Source organism: Acinetobacter sp. ANC 4218 (assembly GCF_002135245.1).
In the GTDB taxonomy this organism is placed as follows: Bacteria; Pseudomonadota; Gammaproteobacteria; order Pseudomonadales; family Moraxellaceae; genus Acinetobacter.
Window position 1 is genome coordinate 23,360 of sequence record NZ_NEGD01000019.1, and the last position, 22,970, is coordinate 46,329.

General features: G+C 42.7%; 20 protein-coding genes and 1 rRNA gene. 12 read left to right on the forward strand and 9 right to left on the reverse strand.

Annotated features, from left to right (window positions below; genetic code table 11):
* The first annotated feature begins 3 nt into the window (after nucleotides 1–3).
* The gene (yidC, locus tag B9T38_RS15190; protein WP_086197592.1) at nucleotides 4–1,758 is read left to right on the forward strand and encodes a membrane protein insertase YidC; all 1,755 of its coding nucleotides are present in this window, start codon (nucleotides 4–6) and stop codon (nucleotides 1,756–1,758) included.
* Between the two features lie 99 nt (nucleotides 1,759–1,857).
* Nucleotides 1,858–3,213, forward strand: coding sequence for a tRNA uridine-5-carboxymethylaminomethyl(34) synthesis GTPase MnmE (gene mnmE, locus B9T38_RS15195; protein WP_086197593.1), 1,356 nt, complete (start codon nucleotides 1,858–1,860; stop codon nucleotides 3,211–3,213).
* Between the two features lie 304 nt (nucleotides 3,214–3,517).
* Here mnmE and B9T38_RS15200 read toward each other — a convergent pair whose 3' ends face one another.
* The gene (locus B9T38_RS15200) at nucleotides 3,518–4,693 is read right to left on the reverse strand and encodes an MFS transporter (protein ID WP_171263256.1); all 1,176 of its coding nucleotides are present in this window, start codon (nucleotides 4,691–4,693) and stop codon (nucleotides 3,518–3,520) included.
* A gap of 116 nt (nucleotides 4,694–4,809) precedes the next feature.
* The gene (locus B9T38_RS15205) at nucleotides 4,810–5,076 is read right to left on the reverse strand and encodes a metal/formaldehyde-sensitive transcriptional repressor (protein ID WP_086197612.1); all 267 of its coding nucleotides are present in this window, start codon (nucleotides 5,074–5,076) and stop codon (nucleotides 4,810–4,812) included.
* A gap of 54 nt (nucleotides 5,077–5,130) precedes the next feature.
* Between B9T38_RS15205 and dmeF the strand changes: the two genes are divergently transcribed.
* Nucleotides 5,131–6,078, forward strand: a complete 948-nt coding sequence (gene dmeF, locus B9T38_RS15210) for a CDF family Co(II)/Ni(II) efflux transporter DmeF (RefSeq protein ID WP_086197594.1) — start codon at nucleotides 5,131–5,133, stop codon at nucleotides 6,076–6,078.
* Nucleotides 6,079–6,210: 132 nt separating this feature from the next.
* Nucleotides 6,211–6,912, forward strand: a complete 702-nt coding sequence (locus tag B9T38_RS15215; RefSeq protein WP_086197595.1) for a DsbC family protein — start codon at nucleotides 6,211–6,213, stop codon at nucleotides 6,910–6,912.
* Nucleotides 6,913–7,012: 100 nt separating this feature from the next.
* Here B9T38_RS15215 and B9T38_RS15220 read toward each other — a convergent pair whose 3' ends face one another.
* From B9T38_RS15220 to B9T38_RS15235, 4 genes are all read right to left on the reverse strand, one after another.
* A complete protein-coding gene (locus B9T38_RS15220; RefSeq protein WP_086197596.1) occupies nucleotides 7,013–7,270 on the reverse strand; it encodes a GlsB/YeaQ/YmgE family stress response membrane protein in 258 nt (85 codons plus the stop codon).
* A 177-nt stretch (nucleotides 7,271–7,447) separates the two neighbouring features.
* Nucleotides 7,448–7,975: a hypoxanthine phosphoribosyltransferase gene (gene hpt / locus B9T38_RS15225; RefSeq protein WP_086197597.1), complete on the reverse strand. Its 528-nt coding sequence runs from the start codon at nucleotides 7,973–7,975 to the stop codon at nucleotides 7,448–7,450.
* A 222-nt stretch (nucleotides 7,976–8,197) separates the two neighbouring features.
* Complete coding sequence (gene guaD / locus B9T38_RS15230; RefSeq protein WP_086197598.1) at nucleotides 8,198–9,514, reverse strand: guanine deaminase; 1,317 nt, start codon at nucleotides 9,512–9,514, stop codon at nucleotides 8,198–8,200.
* Between the two features lie 216 nt (nucleotides 9,515–9,730).
* Entirely contained in the window at nucleotides 9,731–10,687 is a 957-nt protein-coding gene (locus tag B9T38_RS15235; protein WP_086197599.1) for a TerC family protein, read from the reverse strand.
* 380 nt (nucleotides 10,688–11,067) lie between these two features.
* Between B9T38_RS15235 and B9T38_RS15240 the strand changes: the two genes are divergently transcribed.
* A complete protein-coding gene (locus B9T38_RS15240; protein ID WP_086197600.1) occupies nucleotides 11,068–11,352 on the forward strand; it encodes a GNAT family N-acetyltransferase in 285 nt (94 codons plus the stop codon).
* A 189-nt stretch (nucleotides 11,353–11,541) separates the two neighbouring features.
* Here the strand turns inward: B9T38_RS15240 and B9T38_RS15245 are convergent, their stop codons facing one another.
* Nucleotides 11,542–12,627, reverse strand: coding sequence for a zinc-dependent alcohol dehydrogenase family protein (locus tag B9T38_RS15245; RefSeq protein WP_086197601.1), 1,086 nt, complete (start codon nucleotides 12,625–12,627; stop codon nucleotides 11,542–11,544).
* A gap of 229 nt (nucleotides 12,628–12,856) precedes the next feature.
* Nucleotides 12,857–14,227, reverse strand: coding sequence for a UDP-N-acetylmuramate:L-alanyl-gamma-D-glutamyl-meso-diaminopimelate ligase (gene mpl / locus B9T38_RS15250; RefSeq protein ID WP_086197602.1), 1,371 nt, complete (start codon nucleotides 14,225–14,227; stop codon nucleotides 12,857–12,859).
* 256 nt (nucleotides 14,228–14,483) lie between these two features.
* On the opposite strand from mpl, the gene B9T38_RS15255 reads away from it, so the two are divergent.
* The 4 genes from B9T38_RS15255 to B9T38_RS15270 all read left to right on the forward strand — a co-directional run bounded on the left by B9T38_RS15255 (nucleotide 14,484) and on the right by B9T38_RS15270 (nucleotide 18,837).
* The gene (locus B9T38_RS15255; protein ID WP_086197613.1) at nucleotides 14,484–14,822 is read left to right on the forward strand and encodes a DMT family protein; all 339 of its coding nucleotides are present in this window, start codon (nucleotides 14,484–14,486) and stop codon (nucleotides 14,820–14,822) included.
* Between the two features lie 399 nt (nucleotides 14,823–15,221).
* A complete protein-coding gene (gene purE / locus B9T38_RS15260) occupies nucleotides 15,222–15,734 on the forward strand; it encodes a 5-(carboxyamino)imidazole ribonucleotide mutase (RefSeq protein ID WP_086197603.1) in 513 nt (170 codons plus the stop codon).
* Between the two features lie 27 nt (nucleotides 15,735–15,761).
* On the forward strand, nucleotides 15,762–16,883 hold the full coding sequence (locus B9T38_RS15265) for a 5-(carboxyamino)imidazole ribonucleotide synthase (protein WP_086197604.1): 1,122 nt from the start codon (nucleotides 15,762–15,764) through the stop codon (nucleotides 16,881–16,883).
* Between the two features lie 664 nt (nucleotides 16,884–17,547).
* Nucleotides 17,548–18,837 carry a lytic murein transglycosylase gene (locus tag B9T38_RS15270; RefSeq protein WP_086197605.1) on the forward strand — a complete coding sequence of 430 codons (1,290 nt, stop codon included), beginning with the start codon at nucleotides 17,548–17,550 and terminating at the stop codon, nucleotides 18,835–18,837.
* 80 nt (nucleotides 18,838–18,917) lie between these two features.
* On the opposite strand, the gene B9T38_RS15275 is transcribed toward B9T38_RS15270, so the two are convergent.
* Nucleotides 18,918–20,045: an anhydro-N-acetylmuramic acid kinase gene (locus B9T38_RS15275; protein ID WP_086197606.1), complete on the reverse strand. Its 1,128-nt coding sequence runs from the start codon at nucleotides 20,043–20,045 to the stop codon at nucleotides 18,918–18,920.
* Between the two features lie 63 nt (nucleotides 20,046–20,108).
* On the opposite strand from B9T38_RS15275, the gene tyrS reads away from it, so the two are divergent.
* The 3 genes from tyrS to B9T38_RS15290 form a co-directional block, all read left to right on the forward strand.
* Nucleotides 20,109–21,341 (forward strand): tyrosine--tRNA ligase, encoded by a 1,233-nt coding sequence (gene tyrS / locus B9T38_RS15280; protein ID WP_171263257.1) that lies wholly within the window; start codon nucleotides 20,109–20,111, stop codon nucleotides 21,339–21,341.
* 526 nt (nucleotides 21,342–21,867) lie between these two features.
* Nucleotides 21,868–22,161: a hypothetical protein gene (locus B9T38_RS15285; protein WP_086197607.1), complete on the forward strand. Its 294-nt coding sequence runs from the start codon at nucleotides 21,868–21,870 to the stop codon at nucleotides 22,159–22,161.
* Between the two features lie 708 nt (nucleotides 22,162–22,869).
* Nucleotides 22,870–22,970 (forward strand): 16S ribosomal RNA (locus B9T38_RS15290); the annotation flags it as partial.

Consider the following 22,970-nt stretch of genomic DNA (forward strand, 5'->3'; position numbering starts at 1 on the left):
GATATGCAACAATGGGCCAGGTTTGCAATTCTAGGGGCCATGTTTGTCGTCGCATATTTGCTTATTTTGGCTTGGCAAAAGGATTATGGTCATGCAGAAACTAAACCGCAGCAAGAAGCTGCCGTGGTTTCACATGAAGTATCTGCAGATTTGCCAAATGGTCAAACCGCTGCTACTGCGTCTGACATGCCTCAAGCGAATATTGCGACTCAGCAAACTACAACAGATGCCACTGCACCTGTAAGTCAACAGCTTATTTCAGTACAAACTGACCTTTATCATCTTTGGATTAATCCTAAAGGGGGTGACATTGTTCGTATTGAATTATTGAACCACGATAAAGACAAAGACAGTAATGCTCCGTTCGTGATGCTGGAAAGCGATGCACAACGGACTTATGTTGCTCAATCTGGATTGATTGGTTTAAATGGACCAGACAGTAACCGCAATGGTCGTCCTGTATATGAGATTGAAAAAGCATCTTATACACTGGCAGATGCCAAAGCGGAAAAAAACAAAGATGGTCAAGCGGTTAAGGTTTTATCGGTACCGATGGTCTACAAAACTGCTGACGGTGTAGAGATCATTAAGACTTTTACCTTCAAGCAAGGTGAATATCCGGTTATGGTCAGCCACAAAGTGCTCAACCGTAGTAACCAGAACTGGCAAGGCCAGATGTTTGGTCAGATCAAACGTGACAATTCGGATGACCCGGGTAAATCTTCCCAAGGTATTTTCACACTTGGCACATTCCTGGGTGGTGCGTGGGGAACGCCAGATGAACATTATAACAAGCTGAAATTTGCCAACTTCAACGATGAAAAGTTGAATGTTGAAGCCAAAGGTGGCTGGGTTGCTGTCGTGCAGCATTATTTTGTCAGTGCCTGGATTCCGGGTGATCTTAAACTGACTCAAGCCAATGGTCAGCCTTATAGTGCCAAACTGGAATCTCGCCAATCTACCGATAATATGAACATTATCGGTTTTACTTCACCGACCATGAATGTACCTGCCGGTACGACTGCGGAAGTGGACGCGACATTCTATTCAGGTCCTAAAGTACAGGCTGAATTAAAAGACTTGGCTGTCGGCTTGAATCAAACGGTCGATTATGGCTGGTTATGGCCAATTGCCAAATTATTGTTCTTGGGCCTTCAATTCTTCCATAACATTGTCGGCAACTGGGGCTGGTCAATTATCCTGTTGACCGTATTGGTCAAACTGATTCTTTGGCCATTGTCGTCCAAGAGCTACCGCTCGATGGCGAAAATGCGTGTCATTGCACCTGAAATGCAACGCATGAAAGAAGAATTCGGTGAAGACCGTATGCGCTTCTCGCAAGAAATGATGGCGCTGTATAAACGTGAACAGGTCAATCCATTATCGGGTTGCTTGCCATTGCTGTTACAAATGCCGATTTTCCTGGCCTTGTACTGGGTCTTGATGGAATCAGTAGAACTGCGTCATGCACCCTGGTTGGCTTGGATTCAAGATTTATCTGCAATGGATCCGTGGTTTATCCTGCCGTTACTGATGGGCGCGACCATGTTTATTCAGCAGTCTTTAAATCCGCAACCGGCTGATCCGATGCAGGCAAAAGTCTTCAAGATTATGCCGATTGTCTTCACCGTATTTATGTTGTTCTTCCCTGCGGGCTTGGTGTTGTACTGGATTGTCAACAACAGTATTACCATCTTGCAGCAAAGCCTGATCAACAAAGGTGTTGCGAAAGAACGCGAAAAACGCGACGTGGTTTAAGTAACGACTGATTGCGAATAGCTGAATAAATCCGCTTAAGATGGTAATCTTAGGCGGATTTTTCTTTGGCTGTGATTTGGGATTTTTTAGGTGAATTTTATGCAAAACCTTACTACGATTGCTGCGATTGCAACTCCGCCTGGGCGCGGTGGCGTGGGGGTAATTCGTCTGTCGGGTCCAAAATCTTATGCTATTGCTGAAGCTTTAACCCGAAAAGCTTTGCCTAAAGCCCGTTTCGCCGGTTTTCGTCAGTTTTATGATGCATCTGGTGAAGTCATGGATGAAGGCCTGGCCATTTGCTTCCCTAACCCACACTCGTTTACTGGTGAAGATGTGGTGGAGTTACAGGGGCATGGGGGCCCGGTGATTCAAAATGCCCTGCTCGGCCGACTACTGGAGTTGGGTGCAACCGCTGCCAAAGCCGGTGAATTTTCCATGCGTGCCTTTGAAAATGGCAAGTTGGATTTGGTCCAGGCCGAAGCGATTGCCGACCTGATTGATGCCACCTCTCAGGCCGCGGCACGTTCTGCAGTCCGTTCACTGCAAGGGGCTTTTTCTACCCGGGTTAATACGGTGCTAGAGAAATTGATTCACCTGCGTCTGCATGTGGAAGCTGCGATTGATTTCCCGGAAGAAGAAATCGATTTTTTGGCTGATGGCAAAATTTTAGCCTTGCTGGAAGATGTGCAAAGTTCGGTGGCTGCTGTTCAGACCTCGGCACGCCAAGGTCAGCTATTGCGTGAGGGCTTACAAGTAGTGATTGCGGGTAAACCGAATGCAGGTAAATCTTCCTTGCTGAATACCCTTGCGGGCAATGAACGCGCCATTGTGACTGATATTGCCGGCACCACCCGTGATGTGTTGCATGAAAAAATCACCTTGAATGGCTTGCCAATTACGCTGACCGATACCGCTGGTTTACGTGAAACCGGTGATGTGGTGGAAAAAGAAGGCATTCGCCGTGCGATTAAAGAAATTGAACAAGCCGATTTGTTGCTACTGGTCTATGACTTAAGCCAAGGGGAAGATCCGCTGCAATTGGCACAAAACTATTTTGCCGAACATTTGGAACCACGCCGTTTAATGCTGATCGCCAACAAGTGTGATTTAACCGGTGCAACTGCTGCAATTGGTGATTATCAAGGTTTCCGTCATATTACCGTTTCTGCCAAGCAGGAAACCGGGGTGCAGTCGCTCATAGATGCGATTACAGCGCATGCAGGCTTCCAGCCGGAAGAAGATACCTTTATTGCCCGTACCCGCCATTTAGACGCAATGAAGCGCACTCAGCACTATCTGGCAGAAGCGCGTGAACAACTGGTGGTGTTCCATGCCGGTGAACTGGTGGCGGAGTCATTGCGACTTGCCCAGAATGCCTTGGGTGAAATTACCGGGGACTTCAGTGCAGATGACTTGTTGGGCAAGATCTTTGGGTCGTTCTGTATCGGAAAGTAATTTCAATTTACCTTTATATTCCAGTAAGTTCTAAGGATAATTAAAAAGCATTAAGTTTTAATAACTTAATGCTTTTTTTATATCACTGAATGATTCAGGGTATGCTCAAAATCCATCTGATGGCATGATATTTTATTCTGTTATTAGTCACCAGATATGAGAAAAGCTGAATTAGAGAGAAAAGCTGAATTAGAATTTGAGCATTTCCATTCTGTCGATGAGGAATAAAATGGATTCAATATTATTGAGAATGAGCGTATAGCCTAAACTTCTTTCTGGGCAAGATCATTAAAGCTGAGGATGATTATTTATCATTTATTTTTTTATGCCAAATTAACAAATACAGACACAGTAAACAGAACGCAGCACAAAAACTGAGTACGCTTGCGGTTAAACCAAAATGATCGGCAAGATAACCCACTGCAAGAATGGGTAAAATGGTGCCTAAATAGGCTACAAATAAATAAGTCGACATCACCGCAGCCCGGTTGTGCAGGTTGGTCATGGCATGAATTAAACCAAATGCCCCGATCAGGGCTAATCCATGCCCAACGCCAACCAGTACATCACTGATAAAAAACAGAAAGCTCCAGTGTAGATAGATACATAAACCCAGAATCAATAAACTGAACAACAGCGTATACAGCCCATAATTCAGGCATTTTCTTGCAGGAATCGATCTTGAAAAATACTGTACCATGGCAGAAATTAGCAAAATACAGGTAATGGCTAATCCACTGACCAAAGGACCATGCCAGGGAATGATGAATTGTACAAATGAGGGAGAAAGTGAAGCGAATAGGCTAAACGCTGCAAAGGCACAAAAGGCAGTCAAACCGGTAATATAAAATTCAGCATGAAATTGTGCTTCAGGACGTTCTAAATGCGGTGCAATCGAGAACGCCTGTGCGCTAAACTCAGGCTGTGGCAGACGTAACAAGCCTACGAAGCACAACATTGCCCCAACAATGATAGGAATATACGGGGTAAATAGCGGTGTAGCAGAAAACTGGGCAATCAGTCCACCGACCAACGGGCCTAAACCAAAACCAACTGCGGTAATTACTGAACTGAGCTGGGGTGCATGGCTTTTATGTGATTCAGGAATGCTCCACATCAGACCAATCAATGCTGATGTAGTCATCAATCCCGAGGCAATTCCGATAATAAAACGCCCCAAAGACAGCCATAGCACATTATTCGCAAACATGGACAGTAGAAGCCCAAGTGTGATGATGACCAAACCAAGTTCTAAGGTTTTTAAAAAGCCAATGCTGTTACTGGTACGGCCTAAAAACAGGAGCGTGGCTAAACAGCCCAACATATAGGTGACAAAAATATAGGTGATATGACTCGGCAACAGATGCCAAAGTTGCTGATAGATGGGATATAAAGGGCTGGCCAGTGCCGTCCCCATCGTTCCAATACAAAGAGCCAGGCTCACCATCAAAAACGGGCGCCAGGATTGTTGATTTGTCATAGAGTGTCGCAAAAATATTTGCCACAGCGTTCAAAATGGCAAATAGGGGGGGAGAAAAGGAGAATTTAGCGTACTGGTTATCGATCTATAGCGTCAATGGATAAAATGTAAGAAGTTTAGCTATAACGCTTTAATAATTTAAGAAATTCTTCCAGTTCTGTTTCATTAATTGCTGTCTGTTCTCCAATCACGTGATGACGCAAATGTGCTTCAATAAGCTCATTTATCAGACCATTCACCGCACCTTTAATCGCGGCAGCCTGCTGCAATATTTGAATACATGAAGCATCAGGTGTATTTAAAGCCAGATCCACTGCATTAATCTGACCTTGTAAACGTTTGACCCGATTCTGAATTTTCTTGTCCTGATATAAATGACCCAACATTATTCTCCAAAAATAAATATACTATGGGGGAGTATATTGAAAATCTAGATTATGCAAGACGCCCCATTGACCCGAACCCATAGTCATCAGTTTGATGAAGGCAACCCGCTCGCACAAAAACGCATTTTATTGGCGACCATTCTAACGGCAGTGATGATGTTATTAGAAGTGATTGGTGGCTGGATTTACAACTCTATGGCCTTGCTGGCCGATGGCTGGCACATGAGTTCGCATATGCTGGCGCTGGGACTGGCTTATTTTGCTTACCGTTCTGCACGTCGTTATGCGCAGGATCATCGTTTTAGTTTTGGCACCTGGAAAATTGAAATTTTGGCAGGCTATAGCAGCGCCATCTTGTTGATGGTGGTGGCGGTGTTTATGGCCTTTCAATCGATTGAACGACTGCTCAACCCGGTTGATATTCTTTATAATCAAGCCATTCCGATTGCAATATTGGGCCTGGTGATTAATTTAATCTGCGCATGGTTACTGCATGATGATCACCATCACCATCACCATCACCATCACCATCACCATGATCATGATCATGATCATGAAAATGAGCATACTCATACCGAGCATGACTTAAACCAGAAAGCCGCTTTTATGCATGTGGTTGCCGATGCGGTGACTTCAGTTTTTGCCATTATTGCCCTGTTTGCTGCCAAGTATTTGAATTGGACTTTTCTGGATGCTGCACTGGGCATCATCGGATCCATTCTGGTGGCGAAATGGGCTTGGGGCCTCATTCAAGAAACTGGAAAAACCTTACTGGATGCAGAAATGGATCATCCGGTCGTAGAAGAAATTCGCGAGGTGATTGCAGAATTTCCTCTAGTAGAAATTACTGACCTGCATGTCTGGAAAGTCGGCAAAGGTAAATTCTCCTGCATTTTAGCTTTAGCCACCGATTTCAATTTGAATGCAGACCAGATTCGTGCAGCCTTGTCCATTCATGAGGAAATCGTACATGTTTCGGTAGAAATTAATCCACGCTAAATCCATGTTCCACGTGAAACCTTGCTGGGTAAATATGTGTATTTTCAGTAAGGCGAGCTAAAATTTTAAGATTACCTGGCTGGTTTTTGAGTAGAATCAGCGGGAAGGATTTTAAAGCGATGAGCAAAATAGATGATTAAAAAAACATTGGTATGTGCCTTGGTGAGTTTTATTTCCACTTTAACTTTGGCAAATGTCGATACAGTGAAAACCAACCTGAGTAAGCAACATCCCAAACTAAACATTGAAAATATTCAAACCACCGAAATGAAAGGGATTTATAGCGGCTCAATGGATGGCCAAGTGGTATATTTGGGGGAAGATGCTCAACATATTCTGGTCGGTTCCATGTTCCGATTAAGTGATCAGAAAAACCTGACCAAAGATTTAATACTGAAGCAGAACAGTGTTGACTGGAAAAAATTGCCGTTACAGGATGCAGTCAAAACCGTGCGAGGTAATGGTAAACGCCAGATTGCGATCTTTTCTGACCCAAATTGCCCGTATTGTAAACAGCTTGAGACTGAACTAAGCAAATTAAAGGATGTGACTATTTACACCTTTATTTACCCTATTAAAACTCAATCTGTGGCGGTTTCAAAACAGGTATTTTGTGAGAAAGATCCAGCTTTGGCCTGGTCAAATTTGATCGCTAAAGGCATTCAACCCAATGCTAATAAAAGCTGTGCCAATCCGATTGAGCGTAATTTAAGTTTAGGTAAAACTTTAGGTTTAACCGGGACACCAGCCATTGTTTTCTCCAATGGCTTTAAGGTCATGGGGGCCTACCCTGCCCAGGAAATTGAAAAAATCTGGAAAGAACCGGGTTTATAAAATAGATCTGCGCTGATGCGAGGAACTATAAAAAAGTAACTATAAAAAAGCACCGTGTACGGTGCTTTTTTATGACTTATTCTATGATTCGACAGGACATTTAACCCCTGGAATTCTTGGTCACCAGGTTATAAAGAAACAGAATAATGATGGCCCCAATCACCGAAGCAATAAAACCTGCTGCAGAGTTTTCACCATACAGTCCGAGTAAGCGTCCACCATAAGTGGCCAATAAAGAACCTGCAATACCGAGCAAGGCAGTAATAAAAAATCCTGCTTTATCATTACCTGGATGAATAGCGCGTGCAATTAAACCTGCAATAAAACCGACCACGATTGCAACGATCAGTGACCACATCAGTCTTCTCCTTTTGTTATCATTTATTTACTTTCAATTCGCTTTCATTTTTATAATTAATCATTTATCGAACATGAAACAGATGAATCCTGCTAATAACTGTTGTTTTTTTGTGCCTGTTGCAATTTAAAGCATAAAAAAGTGGCCTTCGGCCACTTTAAGTATCTTCAGTCTGTCTTATAGACCAATTTCACCAATAAATGGAATATGGCGATATTTTTGATCATAGTCCAAGCCATAACCGACAATAAATTTATCTTCCACTTCAAAGCCCAGGAATTTCACTTCAAGTTCAATTTCACGGCGTGAAGGTTTGCTGATGAGCGTACACAGTTCAATAGAGTTGGGACCGCGAGTGCTCAAGATTTCTAGAACTTTGCTCAGGGTATTACCAGAGTCGATAATATCTTCCACAATCAGTACATCTTTACCGCGAATTTCACCATCCAGATCTTTTAGAATTTTGACATCACGGCTTGAAACCGTCCCCCCACCGTAACTGGATACCGTCATAAAGTCGAGTTCATGTGGTTTGCTGATTGCACGACATAAATCCGCCATAAAAATGACAGAACCGCGAAGTAAACCAATCAGCACCAATTCTTTGTCACTATGGGCATAGTGAGCATTAATTTTTGCACCAAGCTGTTTGACTTTGGCTTGAATTTCTTCAGTTGAGATCATCACACTCATATGAACGGTCATGGGGAGATACCTAAAAGCAAATCAAAAAATAAAAAAGGTGTTGACCAGCAACACCTCTAAAGTTGTTTTAATTTTAATACATCTGTTTAAGAGATGCATCTTTTTTGCGCTCGTAAATCTAATCAGACCTTGTGCTGCACCGTATCGCGTTTCAGTAAAAATGCACACACCAGGGCAATTCCAGCCCACACAATGATCTTTTTAGCAGATTTTTTTCTCACTTCACTTTTTGACATAGGCTGCTGCTCCATAAATATAGGTGGCATGGATATTACGGTCATCGCCCATGGTCATCAGGGCAAACAAAGCATCTTCAATGCTTTTGGCATGTTCCTGACGCAGTGCCTGCAGTGCAGTGGCTTTTAAATCCAGCACAATAAAATCGGCTTCTTTGCCTAGGTTAAAGTTACCCAGTTTATCCTCCAGATCCAGCGCTTTGGCGCCGCCCAAGGTCGCGTGATACAGAGACTCAAATGCCGAGAGTTTATCGCCCTGAAGCTGCTGTACTTTATAGGCTTCATTCAAGGTTTGCAGCTGACTGAAGGACGTCCCTGCCCCAATGTCTGTGCCCAAACCGACTTTGACCTGTTTTTCCCAGGTTCTTTTTAAGGGAAATAAACCACTGCCCAAAAATAGATTTGAGGTTGGACAAAAGGCGATGGCTGAGTGGGTGGCATGCATACAGTCCCACTCGGTATCTTCTAAATGTACACAGTGGGCAAATACCGAACGTTGCCCGGTTAAACCATAATGGTGATAGACATCCAGATAGCCTTTTTGCTCAGGAAATAAGTCTTTGACCCAGGCAATTTCATTCTTGTTTTCACTTAAATGGGTATGCACATACACATCGGGATATTCGGCTTTCAGCTGCCCTGCTTTGGCCAGTTGCTCTGGCGTCGAGGTCGGTGCAAAACGTGGGGTAATGGCATACAGGTTGCGGCCTTTGCCATGCCATTTTTCAATCAATGCCTTAGAGTCCTGATAAGCAGTCTCTGGCGTGTCACACAAATCTTCTGGTGCATGACGGTCCATCATCACTTTGCCGGCAATTAAACGCATTTGATACTGTTCTGCGGCTGCAAATAAGGCATCGACCGATTCCGCATGGACTGTACAAAAAACCAAAGCTGTGGTGGTGCCGTTTTTTAATAATTCCTGGATAAAAAACTGCGCGATTTTGTCGGCATAGGCTTGGTCTTTAAACTGCAATTCAGTCGGAAAGGTATAGGTGTTCAGCCATTCAAGCAGCTGTTCCCCATAGGCCCCGACCATCTCGGTTTGCGGAAAATGGATATGGGTATCAATAAAACCCGGTACAATCAGCTTGTCGGGATAATGATGAACTTCGACATCAGCCGGAATATGCTGCTGGCCAGTTTGCCAGTCGCCAAACCAGCGAATTTTGCCATTTTCAGTAATGAGTAAACCATCTTCTACATATCGCACTTGGTCGTGAATATCACGCGCTTGGGCAACCGTATTCTGAATATCTAGGAAGCGACCGCGAACCGCCGTCGTTGCAACTACAGAAGACATTGAAAACCTGCGATTTTGAATTTTTTCGATTGATTGTACCTGATTTTTTCCCTTAAACCCGATCTGATGGGCTTAATCCTCTCCCCTGTGCGATGCATTGAGCTGCATGCTAAAGGATGAAAAACGCCATTGATAAATATCCAGTCGCTTGAAATAGGGGGGCATAAAAAAGCCTTCCATTTATGAGATGAAAGGCCGAATCATTTTATTTAAAAATTAAAGTGACTGTTGTTGCTTGTTGTAGCGAATCGATAACCATGCGGTAATGGACAGGACAATCACAATAAAGCCGAGTGATATCCAGATTGGCATATGGAACACATCCAGCATCAACATTTTGAAACCAATAAACAGCAGGATAATACCCAGACCATACGGCAGATAATGCATTTTGGATGCTGCACCTGCCAGCAAGAAAAACATGGCACGTAGACCTAAAATGGCCATTAAGTTTGCAGTTAATACGATAAAGGGATCACTGGTGACCGCGAAAATAGCCGGAATGGAATCTACTGCAAAAATGACATCGGAAGCTTCAACCAAAATCAAGACCAGGAATAACGGCGTGGCCCATAACAGACCGTTTTGACGGACAAAGAATTTATCTCCTTCCAGCTGCGGAGTAATACGCATATGTTTACGTAACCACTTGAGTAAGGCCATATCTTCAATATTGGGGTCTTCGTCATGACCTTTAAGAAATTTAAAGCCGGTATAGACCAGGAAAGCACCGAAGATATAAAGTACCCAAGAGAACTCCTGAACGAACCAGGCACCAATAAAAATAAAGATGGTACGTAATACAATGGCGCCGAGTACCCCATAGAGCAATATTTTACGTTGCAATGCCGGAGGAATAGCGAAGGCAGCAAAAATCATCAGCCATACAAAAACGTTATCAATCGCGAGGGATTTCTCTAATAAGTAACCTGCAAAATACTCCATGACTTTGGTATTTGCGATGGCTACCCCAGCTGTCTGTTGCAGGTAAAACCATAAGCCACCACCAAATAGCACGGCGACAGAAACCCAAGCCATACTCCAGTACGCTGCAGTTTTAATTTTGACTTCTTGGCCCTGTTTTTGTCTAAAGCCCAAAAAGTCGATGATGAGCATAACGGCAACTAAACCGAAGAATGCTAAATACAGCCATAAATTGCCAATGGATTCCATAAAAATCTCCACACCTGACAACCGGCCATAAAAAAACCTTGACCTGTTGCCAGATGATTTAAACATCTCTGTCAACATGATCAAGGTCTTGCCTACATCTGAATATTCATATTATGTAAATTCAGATGCTCAGATACCGACTTTTTGCAAAGTGTAATGACGATATTCTGACACCTGATCATTTTAAAACGGCATCATGATCAGGCTTGGAGGAGGCTACTCCCCTTGTTCAACTTAATTTTGTTTTGGATTTCATCCAAATATGGCTGAAGAATCGCATATTTATTGTAATTGTGCAAATTTTATCTATTCACACTGTTTTAAAATAATCTACTTTTAACGTATTCTGGTTTCAGTCAAATAAAAAGTGAGGACTAGCGATGCAGTTTCAACACAAGGATAATGGCCAAAAAGGTGAGTTTTTTACTTTGAATGATGCAGGTCAACGAATTGCAGAAATCAGTTATGTTTGGCGCAATGAAAATACCATAGTGGCTGATCATACCTGGGTGGATGATTGTTTGCGTGGTCAAGGCGTAGCACGAAAATTGTTAGATGTTTTAGTTGAATTTGCACGTGAAAAACAGTTAAAAATTATTCCCACCTGTTCCTATGTGGAGGTAATGTTTAAACGTGATCAGAGTTTTACAGATGTTGTAGCCTAAGTTTAAAGATGCTGGCCGATAGAGAGATTGTCTGTCATTTGGCTTTTAAATCTGGCAGATCAAGGCTTTGCAGTAGGGTATAAAATTCAGAACCTGCCTTCAGGCCAATAGCGGACCACTTTCCTATTTCTGATGCAGGTTAAAATAAAAAAGTCCGCGATGCGGACTTTTTTATCGAAGACTTAAAGTTTAAGCCATGTCGATCATCACCTTCAGTGCCTTTTCATCAGCGGCATGCTTGAAGACATCATAGGCCTTTTCAAATTCGTTAAATTTAAAGTGATGGGTCGCCAGTTTTTCCAGTGGCAGTTTGCCGGAACAGCAGGTTTTCAGCAGCATGCCGGTGGTGTTGGCATTGACCAGACCGGTGGTGATGGTCAGGTTCTTGATCCAGAGCTTGTTCAGTTCAAAGTTGACGGGTTTGCCATGCACACCCACGTTGGCAATATGGCCACCCTCTTTCACCACATGTTGGCAGATATTCCAGGTCGGTTCCACACCCACTGCTTCAATGGCACAGTCAACACCACGACCACCGGTCAGCTCTAAAATCTTTGCAATGGCATCTTCTTTAGCAGAGTTGATGACATGGGTAGCCCCTACAGTCTTGGCAAATTCCAGTCGGTTATCATCTGTATCCACCATAATAATATTGGCAGGTGAATAGAATTGTGCGGTGAGCAGACAGCTCATTCCAATCGGGCCAGCACCGACAATTGCCACGTTATCGCCCGGTTTAACATCACCATACTGCACGCCAATTTCATGTGAAGTTGGTAGAATATCAGACAGGAAAACTGCGACATCTTCATTCAGGCCTTCTGGCAAATGATAGAGTGAAGTATCGGCAAATGGAGTGCGGACATATTCGGCATGGGTGCCATCAATCATGTAACCCATAATCCAGCCCCCTTCATTACGGCAATGCGCGTACAGCTGTTTCTGGCAGTTTTCACAGGTACCACAGCGGCTGACACAGGAAATAATTACCCGGTCGCCTTTCTTGAAGTTTTTTACGGCTGAACCGACTTCTTCTACAATGCCGATGCCTTCATGACCGAGAATGCGGCCATTAAAGCTGCCGGTTTTTTCTTTTTCCACCTGTTCAATTTCGGGGTTTTTACCTTTCCAGATGCCGAGGTCGGTTCCGCAGATTGTGACTTTTGTGAGTTTGATAATCGCATCATCGGGATGCAGGATGGTAGGGATTGGACGTTCTTCGAAGCGGATATCATTGGCGCCGTAGTAAACCATTGCTTTCATTGTATTTGACATGGGGACCATCCTTCTTAATGATTATTGTAAAAGACATCCAGCCGCCTGGCTTATATAGCAACAGTCATGTTGGCGGGATGCTATCCAGTTAAATTAACAAGTCTTGATGACAAGGTCATTAGCAAAATAGTTATTTGAATAAAAAATAATATATGATTTATTAATTTGTTAGTGAAGGACCGCAGAACGATTGGCTACGATCCTGATCAAGTTCAGGCTGAAAAGAAGTTTAAGCGTTTTGCTGTAAGGCACTAATCAATTTCTGGTGTAATCCGCCAAAACCACCATTCGACATAATCACCACAGCATCGCCCTCACCTGCCTCAGAGACAACCGTTTGAATGATGTCATCTAAGCTACGTGCCACCACGGCTTTGTTTGGTGCGGCATCAATTACCGGCTGTAGATCCCAGTCCAGCCCTTCCGGTTGATACCAGATTACTTCATCCGCCAGACGTGCGGAATGCGCCAAACCATCTTTGTGGCTACCCATACGCATGGTATTGGAGCGCGGTTCAATAATGGCCCACAGTTTACGTTCACCCAGGCGTTTGCGTGCGCCGTCAAGCGTGGTTTCAATGGCGGTTGGGTGATGGGCAAAATCATCATACACCTCAATGCCTTTTACCGTATCCAGCAATTCCATACGGCGCTTGACGCCGCCAAAGTTGGAAAGTGCTTCACATGCAGTTTCGATCGAAACGCCCACATGTTCCGCCGCTGCAATGGTCGCCAAGGCATTGGCCACACTGTGCTGTCCGGTCATGTTCCATTTCACGATACCTTTAACGATACCATTTTCCAGTACTTTAAAATGTGAACCATCATTTAATAACTGTTCGGCAGAAAGTAACGCTTTGTCATTGGCATCCAATGAAGTGCGAACCACAGGTGTCCAGCAGCCCATCTGCAAAACTTCATCAATATTGGTTTCGGTAATTGGCGCAATAATGCGGCCTTCACTTGGAATGGTCCGTACTAAATGATGGAACTGTTTTTGAATCGCAGCCAGATCATCAAAGATATCGGCATGGTCAAATTCAAGGTTATTCAAAATCGCGGTTTTAGGATGGTAATGCACGAACTTGGAACGCTTGTCGAAGAAGGCAGAATCATATTCATCTGCTTCCACACAGAAGTATTTGCCGCCGCCTAAACGTGCACTTTCACTAAAACCCAAAGGTACGCCGCCAATCAAAAAGCCCGGATTTAAACCGGCCTGATCCAGTACCCAAGCCAGCATAGTGGTTGTGGTGGTTTTACCATGGGTTCCTGCAACGCCCAGCACATGTCTGCCTTGTAAAACATGATCGGCCAAGAACTGTGGACCTGAAATATAAGGCAGACCTTCATTGAGCATGTATTCCACCGCATCAATGCCGCGCTTCATGGCATTCCCGACAATCACCAGATCGGGATGTGGCTGCAAATGACTGCGGTCATAACCCTGCATCAAGCCAATGCCTGCATTTTCTAGTTGGGTTGACATGGGTGGATAGACATTTGCATCCGAACCCGTCACTTTATGTCCTAAATCACGTGCCAATAGTGCGAGCGAACCCATAAAGGTGCCACAAATACCCAAAATATGCAGATGCATGCGTTTTAACTCCACTGCTTTTTAGACACATCACGTTGTTATTGGTGGTGTTGTCATTATTGATTCAATTTGAAAGCAACGATATCAAGGGTTTTGCGGAAAAGATAGTCTTTCTTGTATCTATTCCCGGCATTGCATCCGGTAGTTTAGGGGGCTGTTGGATCGGGATTTCTCCGCGCTAAAATCCGTCCGGAAATCACATGCTTTTTTACTGGAAAAACGTAAAATATTTGCAGTTATTCCAGATCAATTGACTATGTACTTTGCCCTGCTGCTTTTAATTATTTCCAACTGCTTTATGACTTTGGCCTGGTATGGTCATCTTAAATTTTTACATGATGCACCCATTTGGCAGGCGATTTTATTCGGCTGGCTGATCGCCCTGCTGGAGTACAGTTTTATGATTCCCGCCACTCGCCTGCTTGCACAACAGGGCTGGGCTGTGGGACAAATGAAAATAACCCAGGAAGTGGTGACCTTGCTGGTCTTTGTACCTTTTATGATTTTTCTGTTTAAACAGCCGTTTAAACTGGATTATTTGTGGGCAGGATTGTGTCTTTTAGGTTGTGTATATTTTGTTTTTAGAAGTCAGTAAAACTTGATAATTTTATTTGGAATTTGAGTTACTTCATCGCCTTCTTCTCAAGTTATGATCCAAAATAATTTGTGGAGGCATTGTTTTACTTTTGAGGGATCAAAAGTAACAAAAATCCTTTGTTGATCTGATGATACTTCCTTGTATCACAGCTCAACGGCGACCTCCATGTCGCCTTTACGCGATAGCATCGTTGGAAATAATAATTTAATACTTTTTTAGAATTGATGATGATTTCTTTATTATTTACCTAAAAAGCAGCGGAAATACAGCAGTAAAGTATCTGTTAAATTTTGGTGAGATGAAAAATCAGTCTATAATATCGAGCTTGTGATTCATTTAAAACTTGGCTCTTGTCGAGATTTATCCTTCCTTACATTCGTTTATGGAACATTTGCAATGAATGCGGCTGCTGCAGACACTCAACCTCTCGTTGGAATTATCATGGGTTCCCAATCTGACTGGGCAACTCTGGAACACACTGCCAATATGCTGAAACAGCTTGGCATCCCATTTGAAGCGGAAGTTGTTTCTGCACACCGTACCCCAGACCGTTTATTTGAATATGCTGAAACAGCACGTGAACGTGGTATTCAGGTGATTATTGCCGGTGCTGGCGGTGCAGCGCATCTTCCAGGCATGTGTGCAGCAAAAACCGACTTACCGGTTCTGGGTGTACCAGTGAAATCTTCTATTCTTAATGGCGTAGACTCATTGCTTTCAATCGTGCAAATGCCTGCCGGTATTGCAGTCGGTACATTGGCAATTGGTCCTGCCGGTGCAACCAATGCAGCCATTATGGCAGCACAAATTTTAGGTTTAACACGTCCTGAAATTGCCAAAAATGTTGCTGAATTCCGTGCTGCGCAAACTGAAAAAGTGGCGAGCAAAAATATTCCTGGTCAAATCTAAAGCCAAGCTTAAAACGGGACACACGTTATGGATAAAACCATCGGTATTTTTGGTGGTGGTCAACTCGGCCGTATGATGGCACAAGCTGCCCTACCGCTGAATATTCAATGCACTTTCTTTGAAGCCAATACAGATTGCCCTTCTGCAGCGCTGGGTCAGGTCATCTCAAGCCAAGCTGAAAATGGTTTAAATGAGTTTATTCAAAGTGCAGATGTATTTAGTCTGGAGTTTGAAAATACCCCGCTTGCAGATGTGGATATTTTAACCCAGCAAAAACAATTACACCCGCCGCGTCAGGCTTTGGCTATTGCGCAAAATCGTTTGCTGGAAAAAGCTTTATTCGATCAACTCGAGATTCCAGTTGCGCCTTATAAGGCAGTCGATTCGCTAGAAACCTTACAAGTGGCTGTTGCTGAACTGGGTTTGCCAATCGTCTTGAAAACGGCAACAGGTGGCTACGACGGTAAAGGTCAGTTTGTGCTGCGTTCTGTAGATCAGGTTGATCAGGCATGGGCTGAGCTTGGTCCGGCTGGTTCACTGATTGCAGAAAGTTTTGTGACCTTCTCACGTGAAGTATCGATTATTGCGGTACGTGGTCAAAACGGTGAGGTGAAAACCTGGCCATTGGCAGAAAACCACCATCATAATGGTATTTTGTCGCACTCAATTGTGCCTGCACCTAACAGCGCCGATTTACAGCCTGTGGCACAAGACTACATCACTCGCCTGCTGAATCATTTGAATTATGTCGGTGTGTTGACGCTAGAGCTATTTGTCACTGACAAGGGCTTGTATGCCAACGAAATGGCACCACGTGTGCATAACTCGGGGCACTGGTCAATTGAAGGTGCTGTTTGCTCGCAGTTTGAAAACCACATTCGTGCGGTGGCGGGCTTACCTTTAGGTTCAACTGAAGTGGTTCGTCCAACGGTGATGATCAATATTATTGGTCAACATCCTAAATCTGAAGATGTCTTGGCTTTAAATGGCGCTCATTTGCACCTTTATAACAAGACTGAGCGTGAAGGTCGTAAAATTGGCCATATCACCTTGATGCCAAATGACAGTGCTGAACTGACTACTTTATGCCGTGCATTGGCGAAAATTTTGCCGAATCCACTGGCACTTAGCGAAGATATGAGCATTTAAACCCAAGTTTGAATGATAAAAAAGCGGTCATGCCAATGATCGCTTTTTTTATGCCTGCACTTCGGGCATGATTGCGCCTCTTTTCAAGAATGCGCCATTTATCGGAACAGAATAAAAATAATTGTGTGTAATTTATACAATGCTTTATAAATATACTGCATAAAAAACAAACAAATAGAATGGTTCTGTATTTTAGTTTTATTGTCGTAAAACAATGCAGAAATTTTTAAATTCAAAAGATAAAAATAAATTCAAAATATGAATTTAAATTTAAACTCGTGCATTTGAATTTAAAAAAATATGAATTCAAAGTATTTGAGCAGAAAATGAATTTAAACTTTTAAATTTAAAAAGTAGGATTTTAAATTTAAAGTATGAGCTTTCTAAGATTATAAAAACGGTCAGAATTAACTTATCCACAAGCCGTTTGAATTTAAAACTTTGCTTTAAATTTGAAATAATGAATTTAAATTCATATTTCCTTATGTTTTGAATTTAAAAAATTCTAAAAATAAAGCCTGTGGATAAAATTTTTAAATTTAAAAGTAAAATATGAATTTAAAATGAAGAAAATGAATTTAAATTTACGATTTGATTCAGAAACGATGTGCTGATGGTGGTATGGTAAAAGCATAATTTAAATTCAAAGATCGTAAAGGATACTATGCAGCGCTTAGCTTTCGTTTTAGGTTCAGTTTTCCTTGCCATGACTCAAGCCAATGCTGAGCTGATTATTAATGGTCAACCTGTCACAGTCACTTCAACCCCACCAGCCAATCAAATTTTGACTTCGCAAAATAATTTTCAGCAATGTCTGGCAAACTTACGTAGTCAAGCCATAACTTCGGGTGTGAGTAGCTCTACCTATGATCGCTATACGCAAAATTTAACGCCTGATTATTCTGTGATTGATAAATTGAATTATCAGCCTGAATTTTCGACCCCGATTTGGGACTATTTATCCGGTCTGGTTGATGAAGAGCGGGTACAGTTGGGGCAACAAAAACTGGCCCAGCACCGAGAGGTGTTAAATCGTGTTGCAGCCACCTATGGGGTGCCGGCTGAAACCGTGGTGGCGGTTTGGGGTGTAGAAAGTAACTTTGGCGATATTTCCGGAAGCTATCCTTTATTGCAGGCTTTGGGAACTTTAAGTTGTGAAGGGCGTCGCCAGGGGTATTTCCGTGGCGAATTTTTTACCACCATGCGAATTTTGCAGCGCGGTGATTTAAGCGAACAGCAAATGAAAGGCTCGTGGGCAGGGGCATTTGGCCATACCCAGTTTATGCCTTCTACTTATGATGAGTTGGCTGTCGATTTTGATGGCGATGGACGCCGTGACCTGGTGTCCAGTACTACAGATGCTCTGGCTTCAACCGCCAATTTTCTGAAAAAACGCGGCTGGCAAACTGGCATGCCTTGGGGCTTTGAAGTCAGAATTCCGGAAGGCATGTCTATTGCGGGTGAAAGCCGTCGCAATAAAAAGGCTTTAAGCAGCTGGATGAGTCGTGGTGTAGTTCGTGCGGATGGCAGTCCTTTGATTCAAGGCAATTTATCTGACAGCAGTGCTGCAGGTTTAATGACACCTGCGGGTGCAAATGGCCCGGTATTTTTAGTCTTTAAAAACTTCGATGCCATATATAGTTATAATACTGCGGAAAGTTATGCTTTGGCGATTGCGCATTTGTCTGATCGCTTACAGGGCCAGAGTGCTGGCTTTAGTAAAACCTGGCCCACCGATGATGCAGGAACATCACGTGCAGAGCGTCGTGAAATTCAGCAATTCTTGATCAATCGCGGTTATGACGTTGGTACTGTAGATGGCCTGATTGGGGATAAAACCCGTCAAGCGATCCGTCAGGAGCAGATTCGTTTGGGGCTTAGCCCAACTGGACGTGCCGGACAACAAATTTTAAATGCCTTGCGCAGTGAAAATGCAAAAAAAATGATGCAATAAATAGCTCCATTAACGTATAAAAATAAAAAGGTCTGCATCAAGCAGACCTTTTTATGCTAAAGCTTTGCATTAAAAAATGTTTAGACGGTCGTTATGCTTCCCAAAATACGATAGCCAGCCGCACCGGTGACTGCAGGCAGGTTACCACTTTGCTGATTCACAAAGCGCATAGCCAGCCAGGCAAAAGCAGTTGCTTCTACCCAGGTTGGGCTCAGCCCTAAATCTGCTGTAGTTTGTACTGTCCATTCGTGTTTGCGTAAACGCCAGCGCAATTGTTCAAGCAGGTTCGAGTTATAGGCTCCGCCACCGCAGACATAAACTTCACCGGTATCCATGTCGGAACGGTAAATGGCTTTTTTAATGGCGCGGGTGGTCAGTTTCATTAAGGTCGCCTGAACATTTTCAGGGGTATCTTCTAACTCGTCATATTCAAGGTCATTACGCCAGTCGAGAATCTGTTCATCCAGCCATTCCAGGTTGAAGTCTTCGCGGCCGGTACTTTTCGGTGGTTCTTTGGAGAAAAATTCATGCGCCTGCAAGCGGTCCAGCAGGCTGCGAATGGGTTGTCCGTATGCTGCCCAGTTGCCATTTTCATCATAGGGCTGACCAGTATAACGCTGACACCAGGCATCCATAAGAATATTGGCAGGACCGGTGTCAAAACCAAATACTGCTTCGGGTTTGCCGGCAGGCAGCATGCTGACATTGGCAATCCCGCCTAAATTCAGAATTACACGATGAATGCTGTCATGCTGAAACAAAGCTTGATGAAATGCAGGAACCAGAGGGGCACCTTGACCGCCAGCCGCCATATCACGACGACGAAAATCTGAAATGACCGGAATTTGCGTCATTTCGGTAATAATGTTGGGATCACCAATTTGCAGGGTGAAGCCATGTTCAGAACGGTGACGTATGGTTTGTCCATGCGAACCGATGGCTTTAATTTGCTTGCGATCTAAATGGTTCTTTTCAATGAGCGTATTAATGCCTTGACCAATCATGCTGGCTAAAGCAACGTCAGCTTTGCCCATACGGTCAATTTCATTGTCGCCCGGTAGGGTGAGCGCCATCAGTTCGTCACGAAGATCGGGATCAAATGGCAAAGTGAGGGTCGCATGAAGCTGTAAGGGATCAAAAGAAGCAGCAACAATATCGACACCATCCATGCTCGTGCCGGTCATTACCCCAATATAGATCGCTGTCATGATTATTCTTAAGCCTGCAATGTGCTGAAAAAGTGTTAGTATATCGCACAAATTGAATAACTGATGTGTTTGGGTTTTGTGATGTCAAATTTCCTGCCGGCTGAAGAACAACTTGCCCTCATTCAACGAGGCACGCATGAAATTATTTCTGAAGAAGATCTTCTGAAGAAATTAAAAGAAAATCGTCCGCTTAAAATTAAAGCGGGTTTTGACCCAACTGCACCTGACTTGCACTTGGGCCATACGGTTCTGATTAATAAATTGAAAGTGTTCCAGGATTTGGGGCATGAAGTTTATTTCCTGATTGGTGACTATACCGCCATGATCGGTGATCCAACAGGTAAAAGTGCAACACGTCCGCCATTGTCACGTGAAAAAGTGCTGGAAAATGCAAAAACTTATCAAGAACAAGTATTTAAAATTCTTGATCCGGCTAAAACCAAGGTGGTATTCAACTCTGAATGGTTTGCTCAAAAAACTGCAGCTGATTTAATCCAGCTGGCTTCACAGCAGACTGTGGCACGTATGCTGGAGCGTGATGACTTCACCAAACGTTATAACAGCCACCAACCGATTGCGATTCATGAATTCTTATATCCATTGGTGCAAGGTTATGACTCGGTCGCATTACATGCTGACGTAGAGTTGGGGGGGACAGACCAAACCTTTAACCTGTTGATGGGGCGTACTTTGCAAGGTCGTTATGACCAGGAAGCACAAGTCTGTATTACGGTACCGATTCTTGAAGGTTTAGATGGCGTGAATAAAATGTCTAAATCTTTAGGTAACTACATTGCCGTGTTTGATGCACCGGGTGCGATGTACCAAAAAGTCCTTTCAATGCCCGATTCCCTGATCGAGCGTTATTTTGATTTGTTAAGCTTCAAGTCGATTGAAGAAATCCAGCAGCTGTTAAAAGAAGTGGCTGAAGGTCGTAATCCGCAAGAAGTGAAAAAGATTCTTGCACTTGAATTGGTTGAGCGTTTCCATGGTGCCGAAGCTGTGGCAACTGCACATAAAGGTGCGGGTAACCTGATTACCGAAGGTGAATTGCCTGAAGGAACACCTGAGGTGACCATTTCACGTGGCGAATTTGGTGGTGAAATCTTTATTACCTCTATTTTACGTGCTGCGGGTTTAACTAAAAATGCGGCTCAAGCCAAAGATGCGATCGGTCGTGGCGCTGTTAAAGTAGATTGGAATCTGGTTGATGCTAATTTTTCTGTGAAAGAGAATGTGACTTTGATCGTTCAAGCCAGCAAAAAAGCAATTGCAAAAGTGACTTTTGTAGACTGAGTATTATTCTAAGTTGTTGAAATAAAAGCAGGCTTCGGCCTGCTTTTATTTTTTTAGTTATATATGAATTATATAAATATAGAAATTCAAAAAAAAGCTTATAAAAACAATACTTAAATTTTTCCAATTGTCTTGATTTTGTCATATTTTATGTTTAAGATTTATTCATCTAGACATTGTGTAGAAACATATCTAGAGGGTATATAAGAATAACTCCACAATTTTTAAGTCTCTTCCCCAAGAGGCTTTTTTTAAATTTTTGTAGATAACTATAATAATGACACGATGGATCGCATAAAGATTCAACTCCAGGGAAGAGATTTTGGGAGAGATCTCTTCCTTTTTTATTTCTGAATTTCCATGATTCCTACTGATTTTTTATTGGGCTGTTGCATTTTTCATTTACTTGAAATACGGGCTAGACTGTAGTATGGATGCTGAGATTGAATCCCATCATTAGCATGCTTGTGATATGGAATCTCAAAAATATTTATAAAAGTCATAAAAAAGAGGGTAAGCATTATTTATGTATCATTACCAGACTCAGGATATTTTTGATCAGGAAATCGATTTTATTTTACGTTTTCTATTTGAATACGATACGCCTGAACAGAAGCAGGAATCTTTTGAGCAAGCCTATGCTTTATTACAGCGATTAGATATTGCCTCTCACTATCTTTTATTTTCATTGGTCAAAGAACGTTTACCGCGTCGGGCTAAATTATTATTTGCTGCTGAAGACTATAAGGGTAAGAAAGAAATGATTGAAGAAGTCATGTGTTACTGGTTGGGGCGTAATGACTCACCCTATGTGGCTTAATTCATCTGAATAGGCTGTTCAATCTTTATGAACTCTTCATTTTTTGTGGTTGAAAATGAGATGGAGAGATAACGGATTCATTTTAAATCGCAAAAAATCTGTCTAAAAGTAGAAAGCTGCTTTGAATAAAGTGTTGTATATCTATAAGTCGGATGGAAAAGAGCAAAATATCGTCTGTAATCAGAGAAAGCTTTAAAAAATCCTTTGTAGCGAAAAGGAATTTTAGGATTTTATTGGAATTCCGTAGTTTTTTGATCGCTATCAGGTCTTAAAAAAATGGATTGTTTTTATTTGAATCACAATGAATCCGCTATTTTTTTAAGAAAAATGCTCAAAATTTAGATAAAAAAGCGATTTTTTGGCAATTTTTGTAGAAAAAAGAGACATACGTGAAAAATATAGTGAATTGGGGGTTGCAATGATTCTGAAATCCTCTAGAATGCACCCCATACCGACGAGATAGACGGAAACGAACGAAGCACGAAGTGCTAAGTTATTAAGTTTATTAAAGTCCAGCTTCTAATACTGACGAAGTATTAGAAAGATCATTAAGAGATTATGAAGAACAACTTGTGTGGATTTTTACTGGTTGATTGATCGAAATTATTTTCATTGATTGATGGTAGAAATTACTCGAAGTTTATTTGAGAAATATTTGTCAGAAAATTGATGAGCCAAGATTGGTAGCCATAAGCTACTACTGATTTTAAACTGAAGAGTTTGATCATGGCTCAGATTGAACGCTGGCGGCAGGCTTAACACATGCAAGTCGAGCGGAGTTTTGGTGCTTGCACCATAACTTAGCGGCG

Coding starts and splice junctions, on each gene's coding strand:
- B9T38_RS15270 (WP_086197605.1), top strand. CDS start 17,548: ATGCAGCGCTTAGCTTTCGTTTTAGGTTCAGTTTTCCTTGCCATGACT.
- B9T38_RS15255 (WP_086197613.1), top strand. CDS start 14,484: ATGTACTTTGCCCTGCTGCTTTTAATTATTTCCAACTGCTTTATGACT.
- B9T38_RS15200 (WP_171263256.1), bottom strand. CDS start 4,693: ATGACAAATCAACAATCCTGGCGCCCGTTTTTGATGGTGAGCCTGGCT.
- B9T38_RS15285 (WP_086197607.1), top strand. CDS start 21,868: ATGTATCATTACCAGACTCAGGATATTTTTGATCAGGAAATCGATTTT.
- B9T38_RS15235 (WP_086197599.1), bottom strand. CDS start 10,687: ATGGAATCCATTGGCAATTTATGGCTGTATTTAGCATTCTTCGGTTTA.
- purE (WP_086197603.1), top strand. CDS start 15,222: ATGAATGCGGCTGCTGCAGACACTCAACCTCTCGTTGGAATTATCATG.
- yidC (WP_086197592.1), top strand. CDS start 4: ATGCAACAATGGGCCAGGTTTGCAATTCTAGGGGCCATGTTTGTCGTC.
- B9T38_RS15240 (WP_086197600.1), top strand. CDS start 11,068: ATGCAGTTTCAACACAAGGATAATGGCCAAAAAGGTGAGTTTTTTACT.
- mpl (WP_086197602.1), bottom strand. CDS start 14,227: ATGCATCTGCATATTTTGGGTATTTGTGGCACCTTTATGGGTTCGCTC.
- B9T38_RS15245 (WP_086197601.1), bottom strand. CDS start 12,627: ATGTCAAATACAATGAAAGCAATGGTTTACTACGGCGCCAATGATATC.
- guaD (WP_086197598.1), bottom strand. CDS start 9,514: ATGTCTTCTGTAGTTGCAACGACGGCGGTTCGCGGTCGCTTCCTAGAT.
- hpt (WP_086197597.1), bottom strand. CDS start 7,975: ATGACCGTTCATATGAGTGTGATGATCTCAACTGAAGAAATTCAAGCC.
- B9T38_RS15275 (WP_086197606.1), bottom strand. CDS start 20,045: ATGACAGCGATCTATATTGGGGTAATGACCGGCACGAGCATGGATGGT.
- mnmE (WP_086197593.1), top strand. CDS start 1,858: ATGCAAAACCTTACTACGATTGCTGCGATTGCAACTCCGCCTGGGCGC.
- B9T38_RS15220 (WP_086197596.1), bottom strand. CDS start 7,270: ATGTGGTCACTGATCGTTGCAATCGTGGTCGGTTTTATTGCAGGTTTA.
- B9T38_RS15215 (WP_086197595.1), top strand. CDS start 6,211: ATGATTAAAAAAACATTGGTATGTGCCTTGGTGAGTTTTATTTCCACT.
- dmeF (WP_086197594.1), top strand. CDS start 5,131: ATGCAAGACGCCCCATTGACCCGAACCCATAGTCATCAGTTTGATGAA.
- tyrS (WP_171263257.1), top strand. CDS start 20,109: ATGTGTTTGGGTTTTGTGATGTCAAATTTCCTGCCGGCTGAAGAACAA.
- B9T38_RS15265 (WP_086197604.1), top strand. CDS start 15,762: ATGGATAAAACCATCGGTATTTTTGGTGGTGGTCAACTCGGCCGTATG.